This is a genomic window from Variovorax sp. P4_B10, assembly GCF_056402375.1.
This window is the reverse complement of the sequence record NZ_JBFUHN010000001.1, coordinates 123,239-147,769: the sequence shown is the minus strand read 5'-3', so window position 1 is coordinate 147,769 and position 24,531 is coordinate 123,239. Positions and strand designations below refer to the sequence as shown.

At 68.0% G+C, this 24,531-nt stretch carries 28 protein-coding genes; 11 read left to right on the top strand and 17 right to left on the bottom strand.

Features of this window, described 5'->3' with window-relative positions:
- Positions 1-28 precede the first annotated feature (28 nt).
- From AC1DXX_RS00735 to AC1DXX_RS00715, 5 genes are all read left to right on the top strand, one after another.
- On the top strand, positions 29-412 hold the full coding sequence (locus tag AC1DXX_RS00735) for a Zn-ribbon domain-containing OB-fold protein (RefSeq protein WP_478132244.1): 384 nt from the start codon (positions 29-31) through the stop codon (positions 410-412).
- Positions 409-1,587, top strand: a complete 1,179-nt coding sequence (locus AC1DXX_RS00730) for a thiolase (RefSeq protein ID WP_478132243.1) — start codon at positions 409-411, stop codon at positions 1,585-1,587. The genes AC1DXX_RS00735 and AC1DXX_RS00730 overlap by 4 nt, the downstream gene beginning before the upstream one ends.
- A 10-nt stretch (positions 1,588-1,597) precedes the next feature.
- Positions 1,598-1,747 carry a hypothetical protein gene (locus tag AC1DXX_RS00725; protein WP_478132326.1) on the top strand — a complete coding sequence of 50 codons (150 nt, stop codon included), beginning with the start codon at positions 1,598-1,600 and terminating at the stop codon, positions 1,745-1,747.
- Positions 1,748-1,779: 32 nt separating this feature from the next.
- Entirely contained in the window at positions 1,780-2,754 is a 975-nt protein-coding gene (locus tag AC1DXX_RS00720; RefSeq protein ID WP_478132242.1) for a Bug family tripartite tricarboxylate transporter substrate binding protein, read from the top strand.
- A gap of 293 nt (positions 2,755-3,047) precedes the next feature.
- Positions 3,048-3,293 (top strand): hypothetical protein, encoded by a 246-nt coding sequence (locus tag AC1DXX_RS00715; protein ID WP_478132241.1) that lies wholly within the window; start codon positions 3,048-3,050, stop codon positions 3,291-3,293.
- Between the two features lie 23 nt (positions 3,294-3,316).
- Here AC1DXX_RS00715 and AC1DXX_RS00710 read toward each other — a convergent pair whose 3' ends face one another.
- From AC1DXX_RS00710 to AC1DXX_RS00645, 14 genes are all read right to left on the bottom strand, one after another.
- Positions 3,317-3,724 (bottom strand): hypothetical protein, encoded by a 408-nt coding sequence (locus AC1DXX_RS00710; protein WP_478132240.1) that lies wholly within the window; start codon positions 3,722-3,724, stop codon positions 3,317-3,319.
- A 422-nt stretch (positions 3,725-4,146) separates the two neighbouring features.
- Positions 4,147-4,413: a hypothetical protein gene (locus AC1DXX_RS00705; protein WP_478132239.1), complete on the bottom strand. Its 267-nt coding sequence runs from the start codon at positions 4,411-4,413 to the stop codon at positions 4,147-4,149.
- A gap of 81 nt (positions 4,414-4,494) precedes the next feature.
- Positions 4,495-5,430 (bottom strand): cupin domain-containing protein, encoded by a 936-nt coding sequence (locus AC1DXX_RS00700; RefSeq protein ID WP_478132238.1) that lies wholly within the window; start codon positions 5,428-5,430, stop codon positions 4,495-4,497.
- Complete coding sequence (locus AC1DXX_RS00695; RefSeq protein ID WP_478132237.1) at positions 5,427-6,707, bottom strand: Zn-dependent hydrolase; 1,281 nt, start codon at positions 6,705-6,707, stop codon at positions 5,427-5,429. Before AC1DXX_RS00695 ends, AC1DXX_RS00700 begins: the two co-directional genes overlap by 4 nt.
- On the bottom strand, positions 6,707-7,588 hold the full coding sequence (locus AC1DXX_RS00690) for an alpha/beta fold hydrolase (RefSeq protein WP_478132236.1): 882 nt from the start codon (positions 7,586-7,588) through the stop codon (positions 6,707-6,709). Before AC1DXX_RS00690 ends, AC1DXX_RS00695 begins: the two co-directional genes overlap by 1 nt.
- Positions 7,589-7,598: 10 nt before the next feature.
- A complete protein-coding gene (locus AC1DXX_RS00685) occupies positions 7,599-8,774 on the bottom strand; it encodes a pyridoxal phosphate-dependent aminotransferase (RefSeq protein ID WP_478132235.1) in 1,176 nt (391 codons plus the stop codon).
- Positions 8,771-9,604 carry an SDR family oxidoreductase gene (locus AC1DXX_RS00680; RefSeq protein WP_478132234.1) on the bottom strand — a complete coding sequence of 278 codons (834 nt, stop codon included), beginning with the start codon at positions 9,602-9,604 and terminating at the stop codon, positions 8,771-8,773. The genes AC1DXX_RS00685 and AC1DXX_RS00680 overlap by 4 nt, the downstream gene beginning before the upstream one ends.
- A gap of 49 nt (positions 9,605-9,653) precedes the next feature.
- Positions 9,654-10,394: a GntR family transcriptional regulator gene (locus tag AC1DXX_RS00675; RefSeq protein ID WP_478132233.1), complete on the bottom strand. Its 741-nt coding sequence runs from the start codon at positions 10,392-10,394 to the stop codon at positions 9,654-9,656.
- A gap of 57 nt (positions 10,395-10,451) precedes the next feature.
- The gene (locus AC1DXX_RS00670; protein ID WP_478132232.1) at positions 10,452-11,291 is read right to left on the bottom strand and encodes a TauD/TfdA dioxygenase family protein; all 840 of its coding nucleotides are present in this window, start codon (positions 11,289-11,291) and stop codon (positions 10,452-10,454) included.
- A gap of 44 nt (positions 11,292-11,335) precedes the next feature.
- Positions 11,336-12,106, bottom strand: a complete 771-nt coding sequence (locus tag AC1DXX_RS00665) for a class II aldolase/adducin family protein (RefSeq protein WP_478132231.1) — start codon at positions 12,104-12,106, stop codon at positions 11,336-11,338.
- Complete coding sequence (locus AC1DXX_RS00660) at positions 12,106-12,864, bottom strand: ABC transporter permease (RefSeq protein ID WP_478132230.1); 759 nt, start codon at positions 12,862-12,864, stop codon at positions 12,106-12,108. The genes AC1DXX_RS00665 and AC1DXX_RS00660 overlap by 1 nt, the downstream gene beginning before the upstream one ends.
- On the bottom strand, positions 12,843-13,601 hold the full coding sequence (locus AC1DXX_RS00655) for an ABC transporter permease (RefSeq protein WP_478132229.1): 759 nt from the start codon (positions 13,599-13,601) through the stop codon (positions 12,843-12,845). Before AC1DXX_RS00655 ends, AC1DXX_RS00660 begins: the two co-directional genes overlap by 22 nt.
- On the bottom strand, positions 13,598-14,449 hold the full coding sequence (locus AC1DXX_RS00650) for an ABC transporter ATP-binding protein (RefSeq protein ID WP_478132228.1): 852 nt from the start codon (positions 14,447-14,449) through the stop codon (positions 13,598-13,600). The genes AC1DXX_RS00655 and AC1DXX_RS00650 overlap by 4 nt, the downstream gene beginning before the upstream one ends.
- Positions 14,450-14,466: 17 nt before the next feature.
- Positions 14,467-15,474, bottom strand: coding sequence for an ABC transporter substrate-binding protein (locus AC1DXX_RS00645; RefSeq protein WP_478132227.1), 1,008 nt, complete (start codon positions 15,472-15,474; stop codon positions 14,467-14,469).
- Between the two features lie 140 nt (positions 15,475-15,614).
- Between AC1DXX_RS00645 and iaaH the strand changes: the two genes are divergently transcribed.
- From iaaH to AC1DXX_RS00625, 4 genes are all read left to right on the top strand, one after another.
- Positions 15,615-17,057, top strand: a complete 1,443-nt coding sequence (gene iaaH, locus AC1DXX_RS00640) for an indoleacetamide hydrolase (protein ID WP_478132226.1) — start codon at positions 15,615-15,617, stop codon at positions 17,055-17,057.
- Positions 17,058-17,136: 79 nt separating this feature from the next.
- Positions 17,137-17,445 carry a hypothetical protein gene (locus AC1DXX_RS00635; RefSeq protein WP_478132225.1) on the top strand — a complete coding sequence of 103 codons (309 nt, stop codon included), beginning with the start codon at positions 17,137-17,139 and terminating at the stop codon, positions 17,443-17,445.
- Positions 17,446-17,537: 92 nt separating this feature from the next.
- On the top strand, positions 17,538-18,680 hold the full coding sequence (locus AC1DXX_RS00630) for a DSD1 family PLP-dependent enzyme (protein ID WP_478132224.1): 1,143 nt from the start codon (positions 17,538-17,540) through the stop codon (positions 18,678-18,680).
- 119 nt (positions 18,681-18,799) lie between these two features.
- Entirely contained in the window at positions 18,800-20,071 is a 1,272-nt protein-coding gene (locus AC1DXX_RS00625; RefSeq protein WP_478132223.1) for an acyl-CoA dehydrogenase family protein, read from the top strand.
- A 37-nt stretch (positions 20,072-20,108) separates the two neighbouring features.
- Here the strand turns inward: AC1DXX_RS00625 and AC1DXX_RS00620 are convergent, their stop codons facing one another.
- Together AC1DXX_RS00620 and AC1DXX_RS00615 are read right to left on the bottom strand one after the other, a co-directional pair.
- Positions 20,109-20,423: a hypothetical protein gene (locus AC1DXX_RS00620; protein ID WP_478132222.1), complete on the bottom strand. Its 315-nt coding sequence runs from the start codon at positions 20,421-20,423 to the stop codon at positions 20,109-20,111.
- Positions 20,424-20,711: 288 nt separating this feature from the next.
- Entirely contained in the window at positions 20,712-21,539 is an 828-nt protein-coding gene (locus AC1DXX_RS00615) for a crotonase/enoyl-CoA hydratase family protein (RefSeq protein WP_478132221.1), read from the bottom strand.
- A gap of 90 nt (positions 21,540-21,629) precedes the next feature.
- Here AC1DXX_RS00615 and AC1DXX_RS00610 point away from each other — a divergent pair, with 90 nt between their 5' ends.
- Positions 21,630-23,495 (top strand): PhoX family protein, encoded by a 1,866-nt coding sequence (locus AC1DXX_RS00610; protein WP_478132220.1) that lies wholly within the window; start codon positions 21,630-21,632, stop codon positions 23,493-23,495.
- Positions 23,496-23,533: 38 nt separating this feature from the next.
- Positions 23,534-23,923 carry a DUF488 domain-containing protein gene (locus AC1DXX_RS00605; RefSeq protein ID WP_478132219.1) on the top strand — a complete coding sequence of 130 codons (390 nt, stop codon included), beginning with the start codon at positions 23,534-23,536 and terminating at the stop codon, positions 23,921-23,923.
- 1 nt (position 23,924) lies between these two features.
- On the opposite strand, the gene AC1DXX_RS00600 is transcribed toward AC1DXX_RS00605, so the two are convergent.
- Positions 23,925-24,530 carry a glutathione S-transferase family protein gene (locus AC1DXX_RS00600; protein WP_478132218.1) on the bottom strand — a complete coding sequence of 202 codons (606 nt, stop codon included), beginning with the start codon at positions 24,528-24,530 and terminating at the stop codon, positions 23,925-23,927.
- Between the last annotated feature and the right edge of the window lies 1 nt (position 24,531).

Here is a 24,531-nt window from a genome sequence, read left to right as displayed (position 1 = left end):
AATGAAAACCCCGGCACAAGGGAACACCATGACCGAACCGCAAGGCGTGCAGGCCTTCCACCAGGGCGAACTGGATGGCGGCCGCTTTCTCGTGCAGCGCTGCGGCGATTGCAGCCGCCACGTGTACTACCCGCGCGAGAGCTGCCCGCACTGCGGCAGCACGGCGCTGGAATGGAAGGCGCCCAGCGGGCTCGGCACCGTGCATGCCGTGACGACCGTGCGGCGCAGGCCGGCGGATGGCGGCGACCTCAACGTCAGCCTGGTCGATCTCGACGAAGGCGTGCGGCTCATGAGCCGCGTGGACAACCTTGCGCCCGAGGTGGTGCGCATCGGCCAGCGTGTCAAGGCACGGGTGCAGGTGAAGGACGGCCGTGGCCTGGTGCTGTTCGACGCCATCGAAGGGCACCAATGAGCGCCGGACTGAAGGCCCTGCGCGGCAACGCGGCGATTGCCGGCGTCGCCACCTTCGGCTGCGGCGAGACGCCCGGCTTCACCGACATGGAACTGCTGGCGCGCTCGGCGCGTGCGGCCGTGGCCGATGCGGGCCTCGCGATGGGCGACATCGACGGTCTGTGCACCGCGAGCGCTTCGGCCGCGATGTGGGCGCTGCCGGTGGTCGAGTATCTCGGCCTCAACCCGCGCTACATCGACGGCACGATGCTGGGCGGCAGCAGCTTCATCGCGCACCTGCTGCCCGCGATGCAGGCGATCCGCGCTGGCCAGTGCAGCGCGGTGCTGGTCTGCTACGGCAGCGCGCAGCGCAGCGCAGCCTTCGGCCGGCGCGAGATCGTGGCGGCGCGCCGCTTCCTCGACCCGCAGCCCTACGAGCACCCCTACGAACCGATGCTGCCGGTGTCGGCCTACGCGCTGGCCACCTCGCGCCACATGCACGAATTCGGCACCACGCGCGAGCAGCTGGCCGACGTGGCGGTGGCGGCACGCGCGTGGGCCCGGCTCAACCCGGAGGCCTTCATGCGCGAGCCGCTCACGCGCGCGGAGGTGCTGGCCGCCCGCATGGTGTCGGACCCGCTGACCGTGCGCGACTGCTGCCTGGTCACCGACGGCGGCGGCGCCTGCGTGCTGGTGAGCGCCGAGCGCGCGAGGGACCTGCCGAAGAAGCCGGTCTACGTGCTGGGCAATGCCACGGCGGTGTGGAACCGGCAGATATCGTCGATGGCGGACCTCACCGTCACGGCGGCCAGCCAGTCGGGCCGCGAGGCTTTCGCCATGGCGGGACTCGCGCCGCGGGACATCGACGTCGTGCAGCTGTACGACGCCTTCACCATCAACACGCTGCTCTTCCTGGAAGACCTGGGCTTCTGCCCCAAGGGCGAAGCGGGCCGTTTCGTCGCCGATGGCGCCATCGCGCCGGGCGGCAAGCTGCCGGTCAATACCAACGGCGGCGGACTCTCGTGCGTGCATCCCGGCATGTACGGCATCTTCGCGCTGATCGAGGCCGTGCGGCAGCTGCGCGGCGAATGCGGCGAGCGCCAGGTGAAGAACGCACACACCGCCATCGCACACGGCAACGGCGGCATGTTGTCCAGCCAGGCCACCGCGATTCTCGGCACTGGCGACGCTCTCTGAGGAAGCCGACATGATCCGCGGGCCGCAAACCCTGGAAGCCCTGCTCGACGCCGCCAACCGCTTCGACCGCGACGTGCGCCTGGTCCGTCTGTACGAAGGCACCACGCAGATCCAGCAGATCGTCATTGCGCGCAGCCTTGTGCGCGAAGCGATGCGCTGAGTTTTTTCCGATCCACCCGAGGAGACAACACCATGAAGACATCGAAGATGCGAAGACTCTGCATTGCGGCCGGCCTGGCCGCGCTGCTGGCGGCGCCGGCCCTGGCGCAAACGGCCTATCCGGCACAACCATTGAAGCTGATCGTGCCCTACCCCGCCGGCGGCGCGACCGATACGCTGGCGCGCACCATCGGACAGAAGCTGCAGGAAGCCTGGGGGCAGCCGGCGATGGTGGAAAACCGGCCCGGCGCCGGCGGCACCATCGGCAACAGCTTCGTCGCGAAGGCGCCACCCGACGGCCACACCGTGCTCATTGCCATCACCGCGCTGATCCAGCAGCCGATGCTCATGGAGAAGCTGCCCTACGATCCGCTGAAGGATCTCGCGCCCGTCACCATGATCGCGCGCAGCCCGAGCATGCTGGCCGTGCCGCTGGACTCGCCCGCGAAAGACTTGAAGAGCTTCATCGCGATGGTGAAGGCAAGCCCCGGCAAGTACAACTTCGGCAGCTACGGCGCCGGCACCTCGTCGCACATCCAGGGCGCGCTCCTGAACATGCAGGCCGGCATCGACCTGGTGCACGTGCCGTTCCAGGGCGCGGCGCCGCTGGTCACCAACCTGGTGGGCGGCCAGCTCGCCTCGGCCTTCATCGACAGTGCCAGCGCGCGGCCGTATCTCAAGTCGATGCGCCCGCTGGCCGTGACCGGCACACAGCGCATGCCCGGCCTGCCCGACGTGCCCACCTTCGCCGAGCTGGGCTACCACTCGTTCGATCCGTACGGCTGGTTCGGCGTGTTCCTGCCCGCCGCGACGCCGGCGCCCGTGGTGCAAAAGCTGTCGGAGGAGATCAACCGCATCGTGCACCTGCCCGAGGTCAGCGCCAAGATCGAGGCGCTCGGCCTGCAGGTGGCCGGCGGCAAGCCGGAAGAATTCCAGAAAGTGGTGCGCGCGGATGCCGCCATCTACGCGAAGATCATCAAGGACGCCAACATCCGCGTGGCGCAGTGAGCAGCGAGCCCGGGATCAATTCACAAGCCGGATTCGAAGATCACCTCATGCAACTCGCCCGGCAGCGGAAGCTGATGCAAAACGGGCGGCCGCATCTATCGTCCAGGTGGTATCCAGGGCTGAGATCGCGCACCGAGTAGGACACTCCTGACGATTTTCTCAGGCTCCGGTCCCACCGGAGATCTCTTTGGCGCGGGCTAGAAGTTAGTTGCTGGCATAGATATCGCAATGAGCAACAAGAGGCTTGCCGGCGAGGCCTTGGGATCGACAAGGCCGGGACTCGGGAGCTAAAAATGCCGCTGCTTTTCTTGATGAGACTCGCGTTCGCCGAACTTCCGCTCAAGGTTTCCCGCCCGGAAGAAATCATGCACGTTTCCGTGCTGAAAGCCACTGGACTGATCGAGGCGGAGTTCACCCCGCCACCCAGCTCGAATGGCAAGTACGTCCCGACCCAGACCGCCATCGTGATCTGCATCACCGACGAGGGCATGGCCGAACTCGAGCGGATGCGCGATGTACGGCGGCAGCGCAAAGCTTGAGCGAAGCGGCCAGGTCGGTGCGGTCAAACCGGCCGTACCTCGAAGAATGCCTCGTCGATGTCGCCAAGGTCGCGGAAGCCCGCGGTCCTGGCCGCGTCGTAGGCCTTCGCCCAGCGCTTGGCCAGCGCGATCTCGGCCTTGGTGAGGTCGCTTTCGCCCGACTCGCTCGCATTCTGGAATGCACGCAGCGCCGGCACGGCCTCGTCGCCCAGTTGCCGATCGAGTTCGCGCCGGAAGCGCTGCTCCGAGACCTTGACGGCGTCGGCCGTCGGGTACGGACAGTCCGCGAGCCTCACGCTGTAGGCGACCCGGTGCTCGGGCTCGACATCTTCGAAGTGGAAGGGCGTGTCGTCTTCCGACGTCTCGTGCGAAGCGATGGCAGTCAGTGCCTCAGGTGCCTGCCGGGGAAAGAAAAGTTCGGATTGGTTCATGGTCCGTCGAAGATAAAAAGCCACAAAACACTGTACAAATATACAGCAATCTTCGAGTATGGAAAACGTGCCCGCACATGGACTGGTTGAAGCCCCTCAATGAGGGAGGGTAGTCTCCCCATGGGAATTCATCGTGCGCCGCCTATGCTTGTGAGGCCATGACCGCTTCCCTGACAGATCTCGATCTTCCGGAGGGCTGGCGTTGCCGGGTCGAACTCCAGCGGACGCCGGAGGGCGCCTATGTCGGCAAGGCAGAGTTACGGGAAGGCCACGTACAGCGATGCGTCCTGGTGATCGCCCAGCAGTCGACGCGGGAAGCTGCGCTCGAGCGAGTGAAGTGCCGAGCTCACCAGTTCATCCAGGAATGGAGCACCAGGTCGGCGCCGCTTGTATAGCCGTGTGCATGCGCCGCGAACGGCTTGTCAGTCGGCATCCCCCACGTCGTCCATCGCCATCACGTCTGAATCGTCGCCCTCCTCCCGAGGCCCCGCGTTCAGATCGTCCGACAGCCCCTTCAGCACGACGTAGCCAGCCTGCAGGGCATCGCCATACGTGGCGAAGCCGGTGGCGGCCTCCATCAGCGGCTCGAACTCCATCGAGTTGTCGAAGGATTCCAGCAGCACCCAGAAATAGTCCCCGGCGTCGTGTTGGTCGACGGTCAGGGCGATGGAGATAAGTTGGCCAGCCATGCGCGCATGGTGGCGCTCTCAAGTGACAGTCCCAAGAAACGAGCGTGAACGTTCGACTTCACTGCCGAAGTCGTTCCCCGTCTATTCCACGGCCTCCAGAAATTCGAACCCCATCGTCCGCGCGTGACAGTGCAGCCCGCCGTCCTGCACGATCAGGAAGCGCGCGCCATCCTGGCCCGCGTTGTGGTGCGAATGCGGCGCACCCGGAGGCGTCACCAGCGTCGCCCAGGGCTCCCACGGGCAATGCGCACCGCCGACCATCGAATGGCAAGCCTCGCCCTGCACCACCAGCGTCACTGCGGCCGAGTTGTGGCGATGCGTTCGCTGATGGCTGTTGGGCATCAGCGTGTTGAAGCTCAGTGTCAGGGTGGGCGTGAGGTTGCGCGCGGCGGCCTGCCGGTCGGATGAAAAGATCAGCGCGCGGCCCGATGTTTCGTGGCGCGTGCCGGTCGAGAAAATCAGCGCGAACTGGCGCTCGATCTCCTCGGCCGGATAGTGCACGGCATCGATCGGCGCATCGGTCACGGGAGCCGGCTGCGCGCGGTCGAAGGCCAGCTGCGGCTCGTTGCCGACGGTCCACAGCAACGCACCCGCCGGACCGGCTTCGAGCCGGTAGCCCGGCGCACCGGGCAACAGGAAGACATCGCCCGTGCCGAACGCAAAGCCATCGGTCGCACCGTCGAGACGGCCGCTGCCGGAGATCACGTACCAGACCGAACCGGTCGCACGCACGTCCAGGGTGAGCGGCGCGTCGGCGGCGGGAATGCGCACATAGCGCGCGAGCATCAGCGGCGTGGTCGCCGCAAAGTCGCAGCCCAGGGCATCGGCCTGGTCGCAGTCGAACACACCGAAGTTCCCGTCCTGCGGCGGCATGAAAAGCCGCGCGGACACTTCGGGCAGCTTCACGTCGAAGGCATTGCCCGAGTTGAAGAAGCGGGCCCGCGCCTGCGCGGCGCTTGCCGGTGCATGCGGATGCTGCATCGGCAGATCCGCCATGTCGGTGACCGCTTCGCTCATGGTGCGTTGCCCTCCCCGACGCGTGCATAGGGCAGCAACACGCGCAGCAGCACGTTCGCGCCGGCCGCCACGTGGGCGGGCTCGGCCCACTCGTGTTCAGCATGGCTCACGCCGTCGCGGCAGGGAATGAAGATCATCGCGCTCGGGCACAGCGGCGCCATGTGGCGCGCGTCGTGGCCGGCCGCGGAAAGAATGCGCATGTGCGACTCGCCGATGTGCTCGGCGGCGTCGGCGATGGCTTGCTGCAGCGCGGTGTCGAAGCCGTTGGAAGGCGCATCGACCAACGGCGTCACGGCCGCGCCGCAGGGCGCGGCATGGACCTCGCACAGCGATACGAGCCGGTGGCCCAGGTATGCGAGCACCGCGTTGTCGGGATGGCGCAGGTCGATGCGCAGCGTCACGCGCTCGGGCACCACCGACGGCGCGTTCGGCTCGACCTGGAGGCGGCCGATGGTGAACTTCACCACATCGTCGTGCCCGCCGATCTCGGCGTAGAGCGCCGTCGCGATGCGCGCAAACGCCGCGAGTGCGTCGCGCCGCTCGGCCATCGCAAGCGTGCCGGCATGGCCTCGCTCGCCCTCGATCACGATATCGAAGGTCTTCTTGCCCTGAATGCCGGTGACAACACCGATCACGCGGCCCTGCGCTTCGAGGATCGGCCCCTGCTCGATATGCGCCTCGACATAGGCCGCCAACGGAAAGCCGAGCGGCCGGCGCCGCAGTGCGGGGAATGCGGCATGCAGCGCATCGAGCGCCTCGGCAACCGACGTGCCCCGCGCATCGCGCACCGCACGAATCTCTGCAAGGCTGCGCACGCCGGCAAAGGCCTCGGAGCCCATCATGCCGGGCGCGAAGCGCGAACCCTCTTCGTTCATCCATGCCACGCAGACGATGTCCGTCGGCGGGCGCACGCCGCGTGCGGCCAGCGTGGTCAGCACTTCGAGCGCGGCCACGACGCCGTAGACGCCGTCGAAGCGCCCGCCGCCGGGCTGGCTGTCGAGGTGGCTGCCCGCGAGCACGGGCGGTGCATCGCGGTCGATACCGGGCAGCGCGATGAAGAGATTGCCGGCGGCGTCGGTCGCAGGCTCCAGGCCTGCGGACTGCGCCCAGTCGATCATCGTGTGCCAGGAGGCGATCTCTTCCGCGCTGAGCGCCTGCCGATCGACGCCGCCATCCGGCGTGGCACCGATGCGCGCAAGCGTCATGAGCCGGTCCCAGAGCCGGTCGGCATCGATGCGCCAGATGCGCTGCCGCTGCGCGGTGACTGCCGCGGTCATCAGTCGGTCTTCATGATCTGGCCGGGCAGCGCGCGCGGATCGCGCGGCTTCCACTGGCCGGCCTCGACCTGCGCGAAGAACTCGGCCAGCAAGGCGTTGAATGCGGCAGGCTCTTCCAGGTTGAGCGTGTGGCCGGTCTTCGGCATCACGGCCAGGCCGCAGGCCGGAATCGTCTTCTTGAGGAAGATGCCGGGCTGCAGGCAGTGGTCGTCCTCGTCGCCGACCACCACGAGCGAAGGCGCGCTCATCACGCGCAGCTCGGCCTCCAGGTCGTAGATCGACGGACGGCGCGCCTGCACGCCGCGCATGGTGTTGGCCGCGCCGACCGCATCGTGCTGGCCGAGCCAGGTCGCAAACTCCTGCCAGCCGCGCGGGTCCTTGTTCTGGAACTGCACGCGGCTCGCGCCCAGCGAATAGGTGCGCGCAAAACGCTCGGCGCCCTGCACTTCGAACTGCCGCGCCACTTCGAGCGAAACGCCGCGGAAGTATTCTTCATGCGCCTTCTCGGCGCCATAGCCCGCGCCGGCGATCACCAGCGAAGCTGCGCGCTCGGCGTGACGCAAGCCGAAGTGCAGCGTCGCAAAGCCGCCCATCGACAGGCCGACGATGTGCGCGCGCTCCAGCTTCTGCGCATCCATTACCGCGGCGATGTCGTCGGCCGCGATGGCTTGCGAGTAGCGTTCCATGTCCTGCGGCACCTCCGACGGCGGATAGCCGCGCGCGCCGAAGGTCACGCACTGGTGGCGCCGCGCGAAGTAGCGCATCTGCGGCTCCCAGCTGCGGTGGTCGCCGCCAAACTCGTGCACGAACACGATGGGCGTGCCGCTGCCGGCGGTCTCGCAGTACAGGCGGACGCCGTCCGCGGTGGTGGCGAAACTCATGGTCGGCCTTTCAAAAAAGCGCGACCGTGGCGGGCAGGCTCCGTGCACGCTCGACCGCCTGCGGAAGCACGTCGCACAACGCCTGCGCCCACGCCTTCGGCACTGTCGTCGAGATCTTCACGAAGCGATGGCCAAAGCGCGGCGTGTGGTACGTGCCCTGCCGCACCATGATGTCGTGCTCGCCGAGCGCGGTAACCAGCGCCTCGGGCGTCACGCCCGCCTTGCTGCACTCGACCACGATGAAGTTGGCTTGCGACGGAAACACCGGCACCTCGAAGCCGGGCAGCTTCGCGAAGGCGTCGACGATCATCTGCTGGTTCTCACGTTGCTGCGCGATCACCTCGGCCATCCATTCGTCCTTCACGCCGAGGCCTGCGATGGCCGCGCGCTGCGCCAGCACGCTGGCGCCCAGTGGGGCCTGCGAATGCGGCAGGATGCGCGCGAGCAGTTCCGGCGAAGCCACCAGCGCGCCAAGACGCAGCCCAGCCAGCCCCAGCCACTTCGAGAAACTCACGATGGTCACCGTGCCTTCCGGATAGAAGCGCGAAGCCAGCGTGTGGCTGTCGGCAAAGTCGCGGTAGGTGCAGTCGTGGATCAACACGGCACCGATTTCGCGCGCGCGGTCCGCGAAAGCGCGGATCTCGTCTTCGGTGTAGGTGGTGCCCAGCGGGTTGTTCGGGTCCACGAGGTAGATGACCGCGGTGTTCCCGTCAGTCGATGCAGCCAGCGCCTCGGCCGAAAGCTTGAAACCGTACTCGGGCCCGTAGATCGGAATCTCGGTGATCGCCGAGCCGGCCTTGGCGGCAAACTGCAGCGGCCACTTCCAGCCCGGGTCGGTCGTGACGAAGCCTTTGCCCACCACGCAGAAGGCGCGACACGCCAGCGCCAGCGCGGACACCGCGCCATCGGTCACCACGGCCGATTGGTCCGGCACGCCCAGGTCGTCCACGATGGCCGAGCGCAGTGCCTCCATGCCCAGCGGCGGCGCGTAAGCATGAAAGCTCTCGTCGTCGATGGCGTCGTGCAGCGCCTTGCGCACGGCCGGGTGCAGCGGAAAGTGGTTGGTGTTCTGGCCCAGCCACATCAGGTCGGGGTTCGTGAACAGCTTGTCGAAATACTGGTTGCGGGTTTCCGCATCGCTGGTGACGGCCGGCACGGCAGCCGCGGGGTTCAGCGCCGCGTTCATGCCGCGAGCCTCCGGGCCTGTTCGGCCTCGACCACCTTCTTGCTGGTCTTGATGATCGAGCCGCGCGCGGCAATGCCGCCGTCGATGGTCACCACGGTGCCGGTGATGTAGGCCGCGCGCGCCGAGGCCAGGAACACCATCAGCTCGGCCACCTCTTCCGGATCGGCCGGGCGGCCGCCGGGGTAGTTGTCGAACAGCTCCTCCCAGCGGCCTTCGTCGCCGTGGGTGTCGAGCGCGCGGCGCTTCATGAGCTTGACCATGCGGTCGGTCGCCACCGGGCCGGGGTTCACGCCCACGACGCGAATGCCGTCGTCCAGGCTCACGCCGCCGAGCGCGCGCGTGAAGGCCATGACGGCGGCGTTGCCGGTGGAGCCGGCGATGTAGTTGGCGTCCCAGTTCTCGCCGGAGTTGCCGATGTCGTTCACGATCACGCCGCCGCCAGCGGCTTTCATGCGCGCGTAGTAGATCTGGCTCAGTTCCATGTAGCCCAGCACCTTGAGCTGGAAGCCGCGGCGCACCGCCGCGAAGTCGAGCGACTCGATCGGGCCCGCGGGGATGTCGCCCGCGTTGTTCACGAGGATGTCGACGGGGCCGGCCGCATCGGCCAGCGCGGTCATCGCGCCGGGCGCGGCAAGGTCCATCGGGTGGATGGCGACTTTCACCGGACGGACTTCCTCGATCTCGGCCTTGGCCGCAGCGAGCGCCACGCCGTCGCGCGCCGCGAGGTGAAGGTGGCAGCCTTCGGCCGCGAATGCGTGGGCGGCCGCAAGGCCGATGCCCTTGGAGGCGCCGGTGATGAGAACGGTCTTGCCTTCGAGTTCGAGTTTCATGGAGTGATGTCCTGGGATGCGGTCGAAAAATGGATGTCAGGAAAGGGGTTCACGCCCCGCCGGCGTCCTGCTCGGACAGCGCCGCGATCAGGTCGACGATGTCGTCCTCGAGCAGGCTCACGTGGTCGATGGCGGAAGAGAACGCAGCGGCCGGGTCGTTGCGCCGGATCGCGTCGAGGATCGCGCCGTGCTCGCCGATGGTCGCGGTCATGCGGCCGGGTTGAAAGGTGACGTAGCGGCGGTACACGCGCACGCGCTTGCGCAGCGCACGGGTCTGCTCGGCCAGGTAGTGGGTGTTCGACGCCTCGTACAGCGCGTCGTGGAAATCCTGGTTCACGTCGTAGAAGCGCGAGTGATCGCCCGAGGCGAGGATGCGCGTGAGCTCGTCGTGCAGCGTGCTCATGCGCAGCTTCTGCGCCTCGGTGGCGCGGCGCGCAGCGAACTTGGCGCACAGGCCCTCCATCACCGCCATCATCTGGAACATCTCGATCAGCATCGGCAGCGAAATGCGCGCCACGCACACACCGCCCTGGCGGCTGCGCAGGTCGACGAGGCCCGTGGCGGCCAGTGCCTTGAGCGCCTCGCGCACCGGCGTGCGCGAGACCTTGAAGCGCTCGGCCAGCTCGGCCTCGTCGAGCCGTGCGCCGGGCTTCATGACACCGCTCACGATCAAATCCTCGAGCGTGTCCTTCAGCTCGTCGGACAGCGTCGCGCCCTTGCCGCGCTGGCGCTCGCGCCCGCGAAGAAGCGCCGAGGGCTCTGCCATGTCGGGTTCGTTGTTGGATTCCATGCGCTTGCCTTCTTTCTTGTGGTTGTGGGAAACGTGGCGGATGCCGTCAATGGTGTGTCAGAACGGCCGATCGCCGGCCACGGTGGTGCGGTGCATGACGCGGCGGTACACAGTGTCGTCGTAGGGTGTGGCCCGGTGCATGGTGCAGCGGTTGTCCCAGATCAGCAGGTCGCCCGCGAGCCACTTGTGGCGGTAGCTGAACTCGGGCGAGACCGCGTGTGCGTTCAGCTCGGCCAGCAGTGCGGTGCTCTCCTCGGCGGGCAGGCCGTCGATCTGCTTCACCACGTCTTCGCCGACGTAGAGCGAGAGCCGCCCCGTCTCGGGATGCGTACGCACCAGCGGGTGCACCACGTCGGGCGTGGCCGCGAGCTGCTCGGGCGTCAGCGGGTTGCGGTCGGCAAAGGCCTTGCCGTAGTAGTTGGCGTAGCTGTGCGTGGCCGTGAGGTGGCGGATGCGCGCCTTCGTGTCGTCGGCCAGCGCCTCGTAGGCGGCATGCATCGAGGCGAAGAAGGTGTCGCCTTCCACGGGCGGCACTTCGAGCGCATAGAGCAGCGCGCCCATCGAGGGCTCGGCCTTGTACGAGAGGTCGGAGTGCCAGTTCCAGCCTTCCTTGTGGTTGCCGATGGGCTTGCCGTTTTCCGACACGTTCGACAGCACATAGACCTCGGGATGCTCTTTCTTCAGGAATTGCGTGAGCACATGGCCCAGCAGCAGGCCGAAGCGGCGCGAGAAGGCCACATGCTGCGACTCGTTGATGCTCTGGCCGCGAAACAGCAGCACCGAGCGCCGGTTGAGCGTGTCGCGCAGCACCGCGAAGTTATCGTCGCTCACCGGTTCGCGCAGGTCGATGCCTTTGACTTCGGTGCCGATGAAGGATGTGAGGTTCTCGAGTTGCATGGTTGAAAAAGCGTCTCTGGGGATGAGGAAGAAGAAAGCAGGCGTCAGAGCCTGTAGTCGGGCTGCGTGCGCTCCAGCATGCGCAGGAACGCAGGCCATTCGCGCGTGCCGGGCGGCAGGATGTCGCCGGCGAATTCGGTGAACTGGCGCGCGGCCAGCGCGCTCACTTCGGGCTGCGGAACCACCAGCGATTCGCCGGGCGCGAGACCGCCCTGCGCGAGCAGTTGCACCTTGGCGGCCTTCTCGAAGTAGTACATGAGGATGAAGGCCTCGGGGATCGTGCGGCCCACGGTCAGGATGCCGTGGTTGCGCAGCACCAGCGTGTTGCGCGCACCGAGGTCGCGCACCAGCCGCTCGCGCTCGCCGGTTTCCAGCGCCACGCCTTCGTAGTCGTGGAACGCGGTGTGGCCCTGGTAGCGCATCGCGAACTGGCTCAGCGGCGCGAGGCCGTTCGGCATGGCCGCGATCGCGGTGCCGGCATCCGAGTGGGTGTGCAGCACGCAGAGTGCATCGGGCCGCCCCGCATGGATTGCGCTATGGATCACGAAGCCGGCCTGGTTGACCTCGCTCTCAGTGTCGTCCACCTTGTTGCCGTCGAGGTCGATCTTCACGAGCGACGAGGCCGTCACTTCCGAGAACAGCAGCCCGTAGGGGTTGATGAGGAAGTGATGGTCCGGCCCCGGCACGCGCGCCGAGATGTGGTTGTAGATCAGGTCGTCCATGCCGAAGTGCGCCACCAGCCGGTAGCAGGCAGCGAGCTGCACGCGCAGCGCGGCTTCGGTCGCCGGATAGGCGGCGGGGTTCGTCTTCGTCATCAGCGCCACCACACCAGCTTCTGGTCGATCCACACCAGCACGCCATAGAAGACCATGCTCGCCACCGAAGCGAGCAGCACCGCCGACCACACGCTCAGCAGGTCGACCTGCTGCGTCGACTCGTAGATCATCCGCCCGAGCCCCGCATAGGCGCCGAGCATTTCGCCCACGATCGCGACGATCATGCTGYGCGGCACGCCGATGCGCAGCGCGGTCACCACCGAAGGCATGGCCACCGGCAGGCGCAGACGCCACACGATCTTGAGCGGCCCTGCCCCGAAGCTGCGCATCAGGTTGACGGCTGCCAGGTCGGCTTGCTTGAGTCCGTGCAGCGCGTTCACCAGCATGGTGAAGCCCACGGCCAGCGCCACCAGCGCGATCTTCGATGCGGCGCCGAGTCCGAACCAGATCAGGAACAGCGGCGCGTAGGCCACCGTCGGCACCGCATTCACCGCCACCGCCAGCGGCATCACGATGCGCTCGAGCGGCGGTGCAAGCAGCAGCACGACGGCCACCAGCAAACCGAGCACGCTGCCCAACGCATAGCCGCCCAGCGCCTCGCCGAGCGTGGCCAGCAACGCGGCCATGAGACGGCCGGTGTCGGTGAAGGCATGCTGCACGATCGCGCCCAGGCTCGGCAGCACGAAAGGCGGAATCCTGAGCAGCAGGATCGCGCCCTCCCACACCACGAGCAGCACGATGACGCTCAGGATCACCGGCACCACGGGCGATGCCATCAGCTTTCGCTTCGCCACCATACGAGCCTCCTTTCCACGAAGGTGAGCAGCCCGTAGAGCAGCGCACCCATCAGCCCGCAGGCAAACATCACGACCCACAGGCGCACCACCAGGTCGCCGTTCATCGCCTCCATCAGCATCACGCCCAGGCCCACGGTCTCGCCGAACCACTCGCCCACCACCGAGCCGATCAGGCTCAGGCCGATGGCCACGCGCAGGCCGACCATGATCTGCGGCAGCGCCGAAGGCACCGCCAGCTTGAAGAACATGATGAGCCGGCCGGCACCGAAGCTCTTCATCAGCGCGATCCGCTGCGGGTCGCACGACTTCAGCCCGCGCAGCGTGTTCACCGTCACGGGAAAGAAGGTGAGGAAGAACGCCGTCATCACCTTGGCGAGCAGCGAGTTGCCGAACCAGATGACGATGAGCGCGCCGAAGGCCACCACCGGCACCGTCTGCGACACCACGAACAGCGGGAACACCGAGCGCTCCATCCAGCGCGAATAGGTGAACACGGTGCCGCAGAGGCAGCCGAACACCGCGCCCATGGCGAAGCCCAGCACCGTTTCGAGCAGCGTGCGGCCGAAGCCGCGCACCAGCTGCGGCCACACCGACCACGCATCCTGCGCAATGGCGCTCAGCGCGGGCAGGTAGCGCGGCGACGGTGCGAAGGCGTGCACCGCGATCTCCCAGGCGATCGCCAGTCCGACGAAGGCCAGCACGGGCGAACGCAGCACGCGTTGCATCAGGGCGGTCACGAGGCGCGCTCCTCCTGTGCGAAGGTCTTGCGGCTTTCCTCCTCGATCTCGGCCAGCAGGCGCTGCTTCAAGCCGATGAACTCGGGCGACAGCACGATCGACGGATCGCGCGGGCGCGGCAGGTCGATCGCGGTCTCGCTCTTCACCGTGCCGGGGCGCGCCGTCATCACCAGCACCTTGTCGCCGAGCACGATGGCTTCGTCGATGTCGTGCGTGATGAAGAGCACCGTGCGGCGATGGCGTGCCCAGATGTCGAGCAGCCAGTGCTGCATGCGGCTGCGCGTGAGCGCATCGAGCGCGCCGAAGGGTTCGTCGAGCAGCAGCAGGTCGCGCTCGAACAGGAAGGTGCGCATCAGCGCCACGCGCTGGCGCATGCCGCCCGAGAGCTGGTGCGGGTAATGGTCGGCGAAACCGGTGAGACCGAACTCCGGCAGCATGGCGCGCGCACGGTCGCGCGCCTCCTTGCGCGGCACGCCTTCCACCTCGAGCGCGAGGATGGCGTTGTCCAGCACGGTGCGCCACGGAAACAGCAGGTCGCGCTGCGGCATGAACGACACCTTGCCGAGCAGCTGGCCGTCGCGCTGCGGCGTGCCGCCGAACAGCAGCGAGCCGTCGTCGTCGGGCGGCAGCAGGCCGGCGATCATGTTGAAGAGCGTCGACTTGCCGCAACCCGAGGGGCCCACGAGCGTGACGAACTCGCTCTTCGCGATCCGCAGGTTGACGCCGGACACCGCCACAGTCTGCGCCTGCGCATCGCCGAAGCGCTTCCAGACGTTGACCAGCTCCAGCATCGGCGGCACCGTATCGGGCACCGCGGGCGGCATCACTTCGTGAGGCATGAATTTCATGGTCGTCGCGGTGCGGCTCAGAACTTCTTGTCGGCGGCGGGCACCTGGGTCCAGAAGCTGGCGTCGTAGGCCTTCGACAGATCGGCCGGGGCCTTCAGAGCCTTGTAGCCGACGAGCTGGGCCTGCATCTTCTCGACGGTCGGCAGGTCGATGGCCAGGATGCCGTCGGTGCTGCCCTTGCCGGCCTTCACGAGCTTCTCGAACTCGTCGAGCATGGCTTCCTGGTGCGCGCGGTTCAGGCTCGGGGCGGCGGCCATGATGATGTCGATGGCCTCCTTCTTGTTCTGCAGCGCGTACTTCCAGCCCTTGATGGTGGCGTTCATGAAGGCCTGCACCTGCTGCGGCTTCTCGTTGCGGTACTTCTCGGACACGAGCACCGTGTCCTGCTGCACGATCACGCCATAGTCGTCGGGCTTGATGAGCGTGAGCTTGTCGCCCAGGCCCTGCGCCTTGAGCGTGTTGAGCTCGTTGTAGTAGGTGGCGGCGGCCACGTCGAACTGCTTCTCGACGAAGGGCGCCATCGAGCCCGACTGCGGCACGATGGTCAGATCGGACTGCTTCACGCCGGCCGAGGCCAGCATCGAATAGAGCGTGTACTGCGTGCCCGTGAACCAGGTCGCGACCTTCTTGCCCGCGAAATCCTTCACCTTGGTGATGCCGGAATCCTTGTAGGTGACATAGGTGAAGGGCGTGTTCTGCACGGTCACGCCGATGCACACCAGCGGCAAGCCCTTCTCGCGGGCCAGCAGCACGGTCTCGGTGCCGCCGGCGAGGCCGAAGGTGTCGTTGCCCGAGGCCACCAGCGTCTCGACGTTGAGGTTGGGGCCGCCGGGGTTGATCGTCAGGTCGAGGCCGCCCTGTTCATAGAAGCCCTTGGCCTTGGCCACGTAGAAGCCCGCGAACTGCGCCTGCGCCAGCCACTTGAGGCGCACCGACACCTTCTCCGCGGCAGACGCGGGCATGCCCGCCAGAAGAGCCATCGATGCGGCGACGGCAGCCAGGATACGCAAGGACTCGAAAGACATTGGAAGGCCTCATGAATACAAAAAACTCTTTAAGCAGTATCCATGCCATGCATTTTCAATGCGTTTTTCGAGACCTGAAGGCGTGAATTGGCCCAAAACCTGCACCGGCCTGCAGCTTCTGCCCCAACTTCGAACCCGACATGACCCGAATCCATGCGCTGACCGCTCTCTCTGCCCGCGAGGCCACCGAGCAGATGGCACGCGGCGAGTTGCGCGTTGCGGACTATGCGGAGGCGTTGCTGCAGCGCGCCGAGGCCATCGCCCCGTTCGGCGCCCTGCTCCACCTCGACCCTGAACAGCTTCGCGCCGCCGCAGCAGCGCTCGATGCCTCGCCACGGCCGGCACCGGGGACGCGGCCCCTCTACGGCGTGCCTCTCGCCTTCAAGGACAACATCGACGTCGCCGGCATGCCCACCACGGCCGGCAGCCCCTGGATGGCGGACCACCGCCCGCACCTGTCCGCGCGCGTGACGCAGCGGCTGCTCGATGCGGGCGCACTGGCGCTCGGCAAGACGAACCTGCACGAGTGGTCGCAAGGCGTCACCGGCCACAACCACGGCTTCGGGCCATCGCGCAATCCCTTCGACAGCACGCGCATCACGGGCGGCTCCAGCGGCGGCAACGCGGCGCTGCTGGGCCTGCGCGCCGCACCGGTCGCCATCGGCACCGACACGGGCGGCTCGGTGCGCGTACCGGCGGCGCATTGCGGGCTGGTGGGCTTCAGGCCCACGGTGCACCGCTGGCCGGACGAGGGCCTGGTGCCGATCTCGCCGACTTTCGACACGGCCGGCGTCATGGCGCGCAGCGTGGACGATTGCGTGCTGACCGATCACGCAGTCACCGGCAGCCCGGCGCGGCTGACCCCGGCGCCGCTCGCGGGCGTGCGCCTCGGCGTGCCGGAGGCCTGCTTCTGGGAAGACATCGATCCGCCGGTCGCCGAGCTGTCCCGCGCGAGCCTCGAACGGCTGCGCGCCGCAGGCGCCGTGCTGGTGCCGTGCGATCTGGCCGAAGCCGGCGCGCTCTTCCAGGAGGGGTCGATGTCGATCTCGCTCTACGAGATCCTGCCCGCACTGGCCGCGTACTTCGCGCGCCACGACCGGCCTTTCGATGCGCGGGCGCTCACCGATGCCGTCGCGAGCCCCGACGTCCGCCCGCTCTTCGAGCGCCTGTTCGGCCCGACTGCGATCACCGCCGAGGCCTACACCCACGCGCTGCATACCTTGCGCCCGCGCATGCAGGCGGCCTATCGCCACTGCTTCGCCCGGCACAGCATCGCCGCACTCGTGTTCCCGACCAGCCCGCTGACTGCCGCGCGCATCGGCGAAGACGTGGAAGTGACGCTGTGCGGCCGCCCCGCCTCCGCCTTCTCGACCTACATCCGCAACACCGGCCCGGCCGGCATGGCGGGGTTGCCGGCCCTGAGCCTGCCGATGGGATTGACCCGCGAAGGACTTCCGGCGGGGCTGGAGCTGACCGGCGCCGCAGGCTCGGACATCGCGCTGCTGGCATTGGCGCTCGGCATCGAAACGGCGCTGCCACCCGCACCCATTGCGCCCACCGTGCAGAAATTGGCAAATCGCTAGCGCAGCCATCGCCAAAACACTACGTGCCTTCGCGCAACAAGCCTTCGCGGCCTGCCCCGCAATCGGCGATGCTTGCGGCATGCCTACCGCGATTTCACGGCCGCACCCACACGCCCGATGGCGCCTCGCCGCGCTGGCCTACACGGTCGCCGGCGTCGTCTGCGTCCTGGGCAGCGTGTTCGCCCCCGAAAGCGACGCAACCATGCTTCTCGCCATCGTCGGCGGCCTTCCCTGGTCGCTGAGCCTGGCGACCCTGGACCTGGAGCCCGGCGTGGCCTACACCGCACTCCTGCTGCTGGCCGGCAGCTGGGCGGTCAACGCAGCGCTCCTGTGGTGGCTGGCGCTCAGGCGCCCAACGCACCACCGCACGCCTTCGCGCTCGGCCTAGGCAGCGGATCGGGCAGGCATTTCGATGCGATCATTTCGCAGCGGGGCGCTTCCTGCACCGCACCCCTCAATCCAACGACAAAGGCTTCCCCCATGCCCCTCGCGCAGCTAGTCAACACGCCCCTGATCGGCGTTCCCGGCGGCCGCCAGTCCCTCGACACGCCCGCGCTGCTGATCGACCTGCCCGCGATGACGCGCAACATCGAGCGCATGGCGGCCTTCGCCAAGTCGCGCGGCATCGGGCTGCGGCCGCATGTGAAAACGCACAAGTCGGTCGAGATCGCGCGGCGCCAGGTGGCCGCGGGCGCCGTCGGCGTGAGCTGCGTCACGATGGGCGAGGCGGAGATCATGGTCGACGCGGGCATCCGCGGCGTGCTGATCACCTCGCCAGCCGTCACGCCGAGCAAGATCGCGCGCCTCGTGACGCTCGCGCAGCATGCGGTGCCGGGCGGCGTGATGGTGGTGGTCGACAACCCGCGCAACGCCGCCGACCTGGCGCAGGCCGCGGCCGGCCTCACCCATCCGCTCGACGTGCTGGTCGACTACGGCGCCGGCTACAACCGCACCGGCGCGGCCACCGAGGCGCAGGTGCTCGAACTGGCGGCGCTCATCGCCGCCGAGCCCCGGCTGCGCTTGCGCGGGTTGCAGGCCTATGCCGGCAACCTGCAGCACATCGTCGAACGCGACCGGCGCAGCGCGGCCGCGGCCGGCCTGCGCGAAACCGTGGCGGGCATCGTCGCCGCGGCCCGGCGCCAAGGCCTGCATTTTGAAATCGTCACGGGCGCCGGCACCGGCACGCACGACCTCGACGCGCAGGAGAACGCCTTCACCGAACTGCAGGCCGGCTCCTATGTCTTCATGGACGCGGAATATGCGCAGGTGCTCGCCTCCGGCACGCAGCCTTCGCCCTTCGAGACCTCGCTGTTCGTGCAGACCGCGGTGGTCAGCACCAACGCGGCGGAATGGGTGACGGTCGACGGCGGCACCAAGTGCTTCTCGACCGACAGCGGCGTGCCGATCGTCGCGCAGGGCGTCGATGCCGCAAGCCGCTATGCTTTCTTCGGCGACGAGCACGGCAAGCTGATGTTCGCGGGACCGCGGCCCGCGCTCGGTGCGCGCATCGAGTTCGTGACGCCGCACTGCGATCCGACGGTGAACCTGCATGACGCGTACCACGTGGTCGAAGGCGACACGCTGGTCGCGATCTGGCCGGTCGACGCGCGCGGCAAGCGGTAGGCCGCGGCGCCCGGCATAAGGAAACTCGAAAAGCGTATTTCCCAGGAGAGGCGCTGCGGGGGCACAGTCCTGCGCCTGTATCTCTTTTTCCAGGGCGCCCTCCGGGCCGCCCGGTCTCCATGGAATCCATCCAAGACACGCCGACGCGCCCGGCGCCTCGCACCGCCGCACCCGCCCTTGCGGCAGCCCCCTCCTCGCAGCAACTCGCCGACCGCTTTCGCCCGATCTTCAGCCGCATCGCCGAGCACGCCGCCCGGCGCGAGAACGAACGCGAGCTCGCCTACGAACCCGTGGCCTGGCTCAACGCCGAGCGCTTCGGCGCGTTGCGCGTGGCCGCCGAATACGGCGGCCTCGGCGCCTCGGTCGAACAGCTGTACGACCTGCTCATCGAGCTCGGCGAAGCCGACTCCAACCTGCCCCAGATCCTGCGCGCGCATTTCGGCTTCATCGAGCGGCTGCTCGCGGAGATCGACCCGGCGCTGCACGGCCCGTGGATGCGCCTCGCGGCCGATGGCGCAATCTTCGGCAACGCCACCACCGAACTCGGCGAAGGCGCGCTCGGCGCCATGCAGACCACGCTGTCGCGCGACGGCGATGCCTGGCGGCTCGATGGCGACAAGTACTACAGCACCGGCACGCTCTATGCCGACTGGATCTCGGTCTCGGCCCAGCGCCTGAATACTGACGGCAGCAGCGACCGCGTGATTGCGCTCGTGCCCTCGGAGGCTGCCGGCGTGGCGCGCGTCGACGACTGGCGCGGCTTCGGCCAGCGCCTGAGTGCGTCGGGCACCACCCGCTTCCGGAATGTGCGCGTGAAGCCCGAGAACGTGCTGCTCTACGTGCGCGACCAGCCCACGCCGCTCACCGCGCACTTCCAGCTGACGCACCTCGCCACGCTGGCGGGCATTGCGCGCGCCATCGTGCGCGATGCGGTCGCCTTCGTGCAGCCGCGCAAGCGCGTCTACAGCCACGGCAGCGGCGACACGCCGCGCGAAGATCCGCTGGTGCAGCAGGTCATCGGCCAACTCGCAAGCACCGCCTTCATCGCAACCTCCACCGTGCAGGCCGTGGCCCGCGGTCTTGGCGAGGTCGACCGCTTCCGCCAGCGCGGTGAAGCCGTTCCCGAAAGCCTGTTGTTCGAGGTGGAGCTCAACACCGCCAAGGCGCAGGCCGGCATCGTCGACGCGGTGCTCCAGGCCGGCACCCGGCTCTTCGACATCGGCGGCGCCTCGGCGCTGCAGGAAGACCGCCGGCTCGACCGCCACTGGCGCAATGCGCGCACGCTGGCGTCGCACAACCCGACGATCTACAAGGGGCGCGTGGTCGGGGATCACCTGCTCAACGGAGCAAGGCCGACGTTCTACTGGGCGGTGGGGGCGATTGCGTCCTGAAGCGGGCAGCGGCGTGCTGCTCGGGCGCGGAGAGGCGTCAGACGCGGGGCAGCGCTGCGAGGTAGGTCGACACGACGATCGCGGCCGCACGATCCAGTTGCAGGATGTCGGCCACGTCGAAAGCGTGCGGCGCCGTGCGTCCACTCGTTCCGAGTGGCTTGCGGATCTCGACAAGAACTTCGGCCGCGAGTTCGCGGTCGCTGCGCGGCCCGCCGTCGGGATTCATCACCCATTCGTCGACTTGATCGAACGGAATGCTGCGAAAAACCCCCACGATGGGGATGTACTTGTAGCGATCCTCGCCCACCAGGATGGGCACGCTGAGGTTACAAAAAAACGTGGTCGTCGACATGCGGGATCGCCGCCGCTAAGCAAAGCGTTCAATTGTTGATGACGGTGGTCTCCGGAGCCATCCTTCCAAGGGTTGCGCCTCGGAAAGACGTGACCTTCTGCACACAAATTGACTCCATTTCCGTCCATCTTTCCCATAAAACAACTACTTAATTCTTACACGAAGACACTTAGTGTGTGTTGAATGCTGAATATTCAGGCACCCGGGATGCTGGAAGATCCGGGAAAAAGCAGGGCTCGCGCATCGGCCCCGATGCGCGGGTGAGGCGGCGCGGCGCAGGCCGCTCGGTCAGGCAGGAGGGCTGAAGCGCGGCGCGCGCCGCTCCATGTTGGCCTTCACGGCTTCGGCCTGGTTCGGGCTGCCGATCAGGGCCTTTTGCTCGACCGATTCGGCCATCAGCAGCTCCGCGGCACTTTGCGCCAGCGAGGCGTTGAGCAAGCGCTTGCCGGCGCGGATGGCATCGGGGCTCTTGCCGGCGATCTCGTGCGCCATCTGCAGGGCCTCGGCCAGCGGGTCGGCCGACAGCCGCGTGGCAAAGCCGATCCGCAGCGCCTCTTCACCCGAAAAAACCCGGCCGGTGAACGTGAGTTCGCGCACCACGTCGCTGCGCGCCAGTTCGCGCATCAGCACCATGCCGGCCATGTCGGGCACCAGGCCCCACTTGATCTCCATCACCGAAAGCCTGGTGTCGGGCGCGACGATGCGGATGTCCGCGCCCAGCGCCACCTGAAGACCGCCGCCGAAGGCCACGCCATGCACGGCAGCGATGACCGGCACCGGCACTTCGCGCCAGACCATGGCGACCTGCTGCGCTGCGTTCGAGATGCCGTGGGTGCGCTGGAGCAGGTCGGCACCCGCCGCGCCCTCCCCGAGCACGCCTGCGCCTGCGCCCTGTTGCATGCGCTCGAAGGAAGCCATGTCGAGGCCCGCGCAGAAAGCCTTGCCGCGGCCCGAGATCACCACTGCGCGCGCCGCCGCATCGTCGCGCAGGGCTTCGCCGGCTTCGATCAGGGCGTCGAACATCGCAGGGTCGAGCGCGTTCATCTTGTCGGCGCGCGCCAGCTGCAGTTCCACCACGCCGTCGGGGTGGCGGGTCCATTCGATGCGATCGGTCATTCCATGTCTCCTTGTCGGTTCTGGCACCAGTATCGCCCGGCGTGGCCGCTGGGCGATGATGGCGCCTGTCGCCACTCCAACACATCCGCCATGCCGCTGGACCGCCGTCACTTTCTTCTTCAATCGGGCTCCGCCGCCGCCGTGGTGGCGCTGTTCGGACAGGGCTGCACGCTGCCTTCGACGGCGCGCACCGGCCATGCGCCCGGTTTCACCGGCGTGCCCGCCTCCCTGCGCGATGCTGTCGTCGTGCCGCCCGAATACGAGTGGCAATTGCTCTACCCCTGGGGCACGCCCACGGGCATTGCGGGACAGATGCCGGCCTTCGCGCCGGACGCCGGCAACAGCGCGGCCGACCAGGCGGTGCAGGCAGGCATGCACCACGACGGCATGCACTTCTTCGCGCTCGATGCAAGCGGCGACCGCGGCCTGCTCGTGATGAACCACGAATACACCGACGAGCAGCTGCTGCACACCGACGGCATCAAGGTGTGGACTGCGGACAAGGTGCGCAAATCGCTCCACGCGATGGGCGTGTCGGTGATCGAGATCCGCCGCACACCGGCCGGCTGGCAGCAGGTGCAGCCCTCGCCCTTTGCGCGCCGCGTGCACGGCAACACGCCCATGCGCATCGCCGGCCCGGCCGCAGGCACGCCGCTGATGCGCACCGCCGCCAACCCGGCCGGCGACCAGGTGTTCGGCACCTTCGCCAACTGCGCCATGGGCGTCACACCCTGGGGCACCTACCTGACATGCGAAGAAAACTTCCATGGCTACTTCGGCGGACCGAAAGAAGCCGCGCAAGGTGCGACGGCCGCGCAGCAGCGCTACGGCACGGTGCCGGGCACGCAATGGGCCGAGTACTGGCGCTTCGACGAACGCTTCGATCTGAGCCGCCATCCGAACGAGCCGCACCGCTTCGGCTGGGTGGTGGAGATCGATCCCTTCGACCCCGCGTCCACGCCCGTCAAACGCACCGCGCTCGGCCGCAAGCGGCAGGAGAGCGCCACCTGCACGCTCGCCAAGGATGGCCGCGTGGTGGTCTACATGGGCGACGACTCGCGCTTCGAATACATCTACAAGTTCATCAGCCGCGAGAAAGTGCGTCCCGGCACCGGCGCGGCAGCACGCGCCGCGAACCGCCACCTGCTCGACGACGGCACGCTCTACGTCGYCCGCTACGACGAAGGAGGCCGCGGCCAGTGGCTCGAACTCACGCACGGCCGCAACGGTCTCGGCGCAGGCAGCGGCTTTGCAGACCAGGCCGGGGTGCTGATCCATGCGCGCCTCGCGGGCGACACCGTGGGCGGCACGAAGATGGACCGCCCCGAATGGATCGCGGTGCATCCGCAAAGCGGCGAGGTGTACGTCACCCTCACCAACAACAGCCAGCGCGGCGACGCCGGCAAGCCGGGCCCCGACGCTGCCAACCCGCGCGCCAACAACCTCTTCGGCGGCATCCTGCGCTGGCGCGAGGACGGCAGCGATGCGGCGAGCACCGGCTTCGCCTGGGACCACTTCGCGCTCGCCGGCGATCCCGCACAGCCCGGCAGCGGCGCGCGCTATCCCTCCGGCGACGCCGACATGTTCGGCTGCCCCGACGGCCTGCACTTCGACAGCGGCGGCCTGCTCTGGATCCAGACCGACATGAGCGGCCAGGTGATCGGCAAGCCGGCCTACGCGTCGCTGGGCAACAACCAGATGCTGTGCGCCGACCCATCCACAGGACGCATCCAGCGCTTCCTGACCGGGCCCAACGGCAGCGAGATCACGGGCTGCGTGGTCACGCCGGACCGCCGCACGCTGTTCGTCAACATCCAGCATCCGGGCGAGGCGCGCGACGATGGCAGCACCACGCCCAACAGCGCATGGCCCGACGGCACGACGCCCGGCAGCGCACGGCCCCGCTCGGCGACGCTGGCGATCCGGCGGCGCGACGGCGGTATCGTCGGCACCTGAAGCACGACATCGAGACAAGACAAAAGGAAGGACCCGCCATGAGCATCCGCATCGTTCGCCTCGGCACACCGCGCGCACCCGGCGAGGGCCTGCGCGTCGGCACCGTCCGCCGTCCGCCGCGCGGGGTTCCGAAGACCGAGTTCGCCTCGCAGAACTGGTACGACGTGTGGTACCCCAACCTCGCGCCTTCGGCCGAGACGATGAAGCTGGGCCAGGAGGCGGAAACACCCGCGCAATGGAACGCCTTCATGCGCAAGTACAAGGCCGAGATGGCCGAGGCCGATGCGAGCCGCAGCCTCGACCTGCTCGCTGCCCTCTCGCACGGCACGGCCCTGTCGGTCGGCTGCTACTGCGAGGACGAATCGCGCTGCCACCGCTCGCTGCTGCGCGGCCTGCTGGCCGAGCGCGGCGCGGACATCGCGGCCTGAATCACACCTGGGGCGCAGCCAGGAACACCGGCAGGCTTTCCGCGCGCGCGGAATACGCCGCCAGCAGCGGGAACGCCCCGGGTTCGACGGCGTCGGGCGCGACCAGCTGCGTGAACGCCCAGGACACGGCCGTCGAAATGCCGGCCTGCGTCATCGCCGATTCCTCGGCCGGCAACGGCGCCGCGGCCAGCTCGTGTTCAAGCGCGGCGTACGCCGCATTCAGCTGCCCCCGCACCCTGTCGATCCACGGCGGGTACTGGACCTCGGCCGGGCGCTTGCGCTCGTAGACGATCTGCACGGCCTTCTCGCAGGCGGTCAATGCCAGCCCGGTGATGCGCAGGGCGCGCAGCCGCTCGGCCGGGGCGGCGGGCATCAGGCGGCGGCCGCTCAGCGTTTCCGCGTGGTCGATGATCAGCGTGGAGTCCATGAGCACCGTGCCGTCGTCGCACACGAGCGTCGGCGCCTTCACCAGCGGGTTGATCGCGCGGAACTGTTCGAAGGTGCTGAAGACCGACAGCGAGCGGTGCTCGAAGGGAATACCGAGCAGCCGCAGCGAAATGGCGGCGCGGCGCACATAGGGTGAATCGAGCATGCCGACGAGTTGCATT

Excerpts from the sequence above, each read along its gene's own strand:
- AC1DXX_RS00735 (WP_478132244.1), top strand. The coding sequence starts at position 29 with ATGACCGAACCGCAAGGCGTGCAGGCCTTCCACCAGGGCGAACTGGAT.
- AC1DXX_RS00730 (WP_478132243.1), top strand. The coding sequence starts at position 409 with ATGAGCGCCGGACTGAAGGCCCTGCGCGGCAACGCGGCGATTGCCGGC.
- AC1DXX_RS00725 (WP_478132326.1), top strand. The coding sequence starts at position 1,598 with ATGATCCGCGGGCCGCAAACCCTGGAAGCCCTGCTCGACGCCGCCAAC.
- AC1DXX_RS00720 (WP_478132242.1), top strand. The coding sequence starts at position 1,780 with ATGAAGACATCGAAGATGCGAAGACTCTGCATTGCGGCCGGCCTGGCC.
- AC1DXX_RS00715 (WP_478132241.1), top strand. The coding sequence starts at position 3,048 with ATGCCGCTGCTTTTCTTGATGAGACTCGCGTTCGCCGAACTTCCGCTC.
- AC1DXX_RS00710 (WP_478132240.1), bottom strand. The coding sequence starts at position 3,724 with ATGAACCAATCCGAACTTTTCTTTCCCCGGCAGGCACCTGAGGCACTG.
- AC1DXX_RS00705 (WP_478132239.1), bottom strand. The coding sequence starts at position 4,413 with ATGGCTGGCCAACTTATCTCCATCGCCCTGACCGTCGACCAACACGAC.
- AC1DXX_RS00700 (WP_478132238.1), bottom strand. The coding sequence starts at position 5,430 with ATGAGCGAAGCGGTCACCGACATGGCGGATCTGCCGATGCAGCATCCG.
- AC1DXX_RS00695 (WP_478132237.1), bottom strand. The coding sequence starts at position 6,707 with ATGACCGCGGCAGTCACCGCGCAGCGGCAGCGCATCTGGCGCATCGAT.
- AC1DXX_RS00690 (WP_478132236.1), bottom strand. The coding sequence starts at position 7,588 with ATGAGTTTCGCCACCACCGCGGACGGCGTCCGCCTGTACTGCGAGACC.
- AC1DXX_RS00685 (WP_478132235.1), bottom strand. The coding sequence starts at position 8,774 with ATGAACGCGGCGCTGAACCCCGCGGCTGCCGTGCCGGCCGTCACCAGC.
- AC1DXX_RS00680 (WP_478132234.1), bottom strand. The coding sequence starts at position 9,604 with ATGAAACTCGAACTCGAAGGCAAGACCGTTCTCATCACCGGCGCCTCC.
- AC1DXX_RS00675 (WP_478132233.1), bottom strand. The coding sequence starts at position 10,394 with ATGGAATCCAACAACGAACCCGACATGGCAGAGCCCTCGGCGCTTCTT.
- AC1DXX_RS00670 (WP_478132232.1), bottom strand. The coding sequence starts at position 11,291 with ATGCAACTCGAGAACCTCACATCCTTCATCGGCACCGAAGTCAAAGGC.
- AC1DXX_RS00665 (WP_478132231.1), bottom strand. The coding sequence starts at position 12,106 with ATGACGAAGACGAACCCCGCCGCCTATCCGGCGACCGAAGCCGCGCTG.
- AC1DXX_RS00650 (WP_478132228.1), bottom strand. The coding sequence starts at position 14,449 with ATGAAATTCATGCCTCACGAAGTGATGCCGCCCGCGGTGCCCGATACG.
- AC1DXX_RS00645 (WP_478132227.1), bottom strand. The coding sequence starts at position 15,474 with ATGTCTTTCGAGTCCTTGCGTATCCTGGCTGCCGTCGCCGCATCGATG.
- iaaH (WP_478132226.1), top strand. The coding sequence starts at position 15,615 with ATGACCCGAATCCATGCGCTGACCGCTCTCTCTGCCCGCGAGGCCACC.
- AC1DXX_RS00635 (WP_478132225.1), top strand. The coding sequence starts at position 17,137 with ATGCCTACCGCGATTTCACGGCCGCACCCACACGCCCGATGGCGCCTC.
- AC1DXX_RS00630 (WP_478132224.1), top strand. The coding sequence starts at position 17,538 with ATGCCCCTCGCGCAGCTAGTCAACACGCCCCTGATCGGCGTTCCCGGC.
- AC1DXX_RS00625 (WP_478132223.1), top strand. The coding sequence starts at position 18,800 with ATGGAATCCATCCAAGACACGCCGACGCGCCCGGCGCCTCGCACCGCC.
- AC1DXX_RS00620 (WP_478132222.1), bottom strand. The coding sequence starts at position 20,423 with ATGTCGACGACCACGTTTTTTTGTAACCTCAGCGTGCCCATCCTGGTG.
- AC1DXX_RS00615 (WP_478132221.1), bottom strand. The coding sequence starts at position 21,539 with ATGACCGATCGCATCGAATGGACCCGCCACCCCGACGGCGTGGTGGAA.
- AC1DXX_RS00605 (WP_478132219.1), top strand. The coding sequence starts at position 23,534 with ATGAGCATCCGCATCGTTCGCCTCGGCACACCGCGCGCACCCGGCGAG.
- AC1DXX_RS00600 (WP_478132218.1), bottom strand. The coding sequence starts at position 24,530 with ATGCAACTCGTCGGCATGCTCGATTCACCCTATGTGCGCCGCGCCGCC.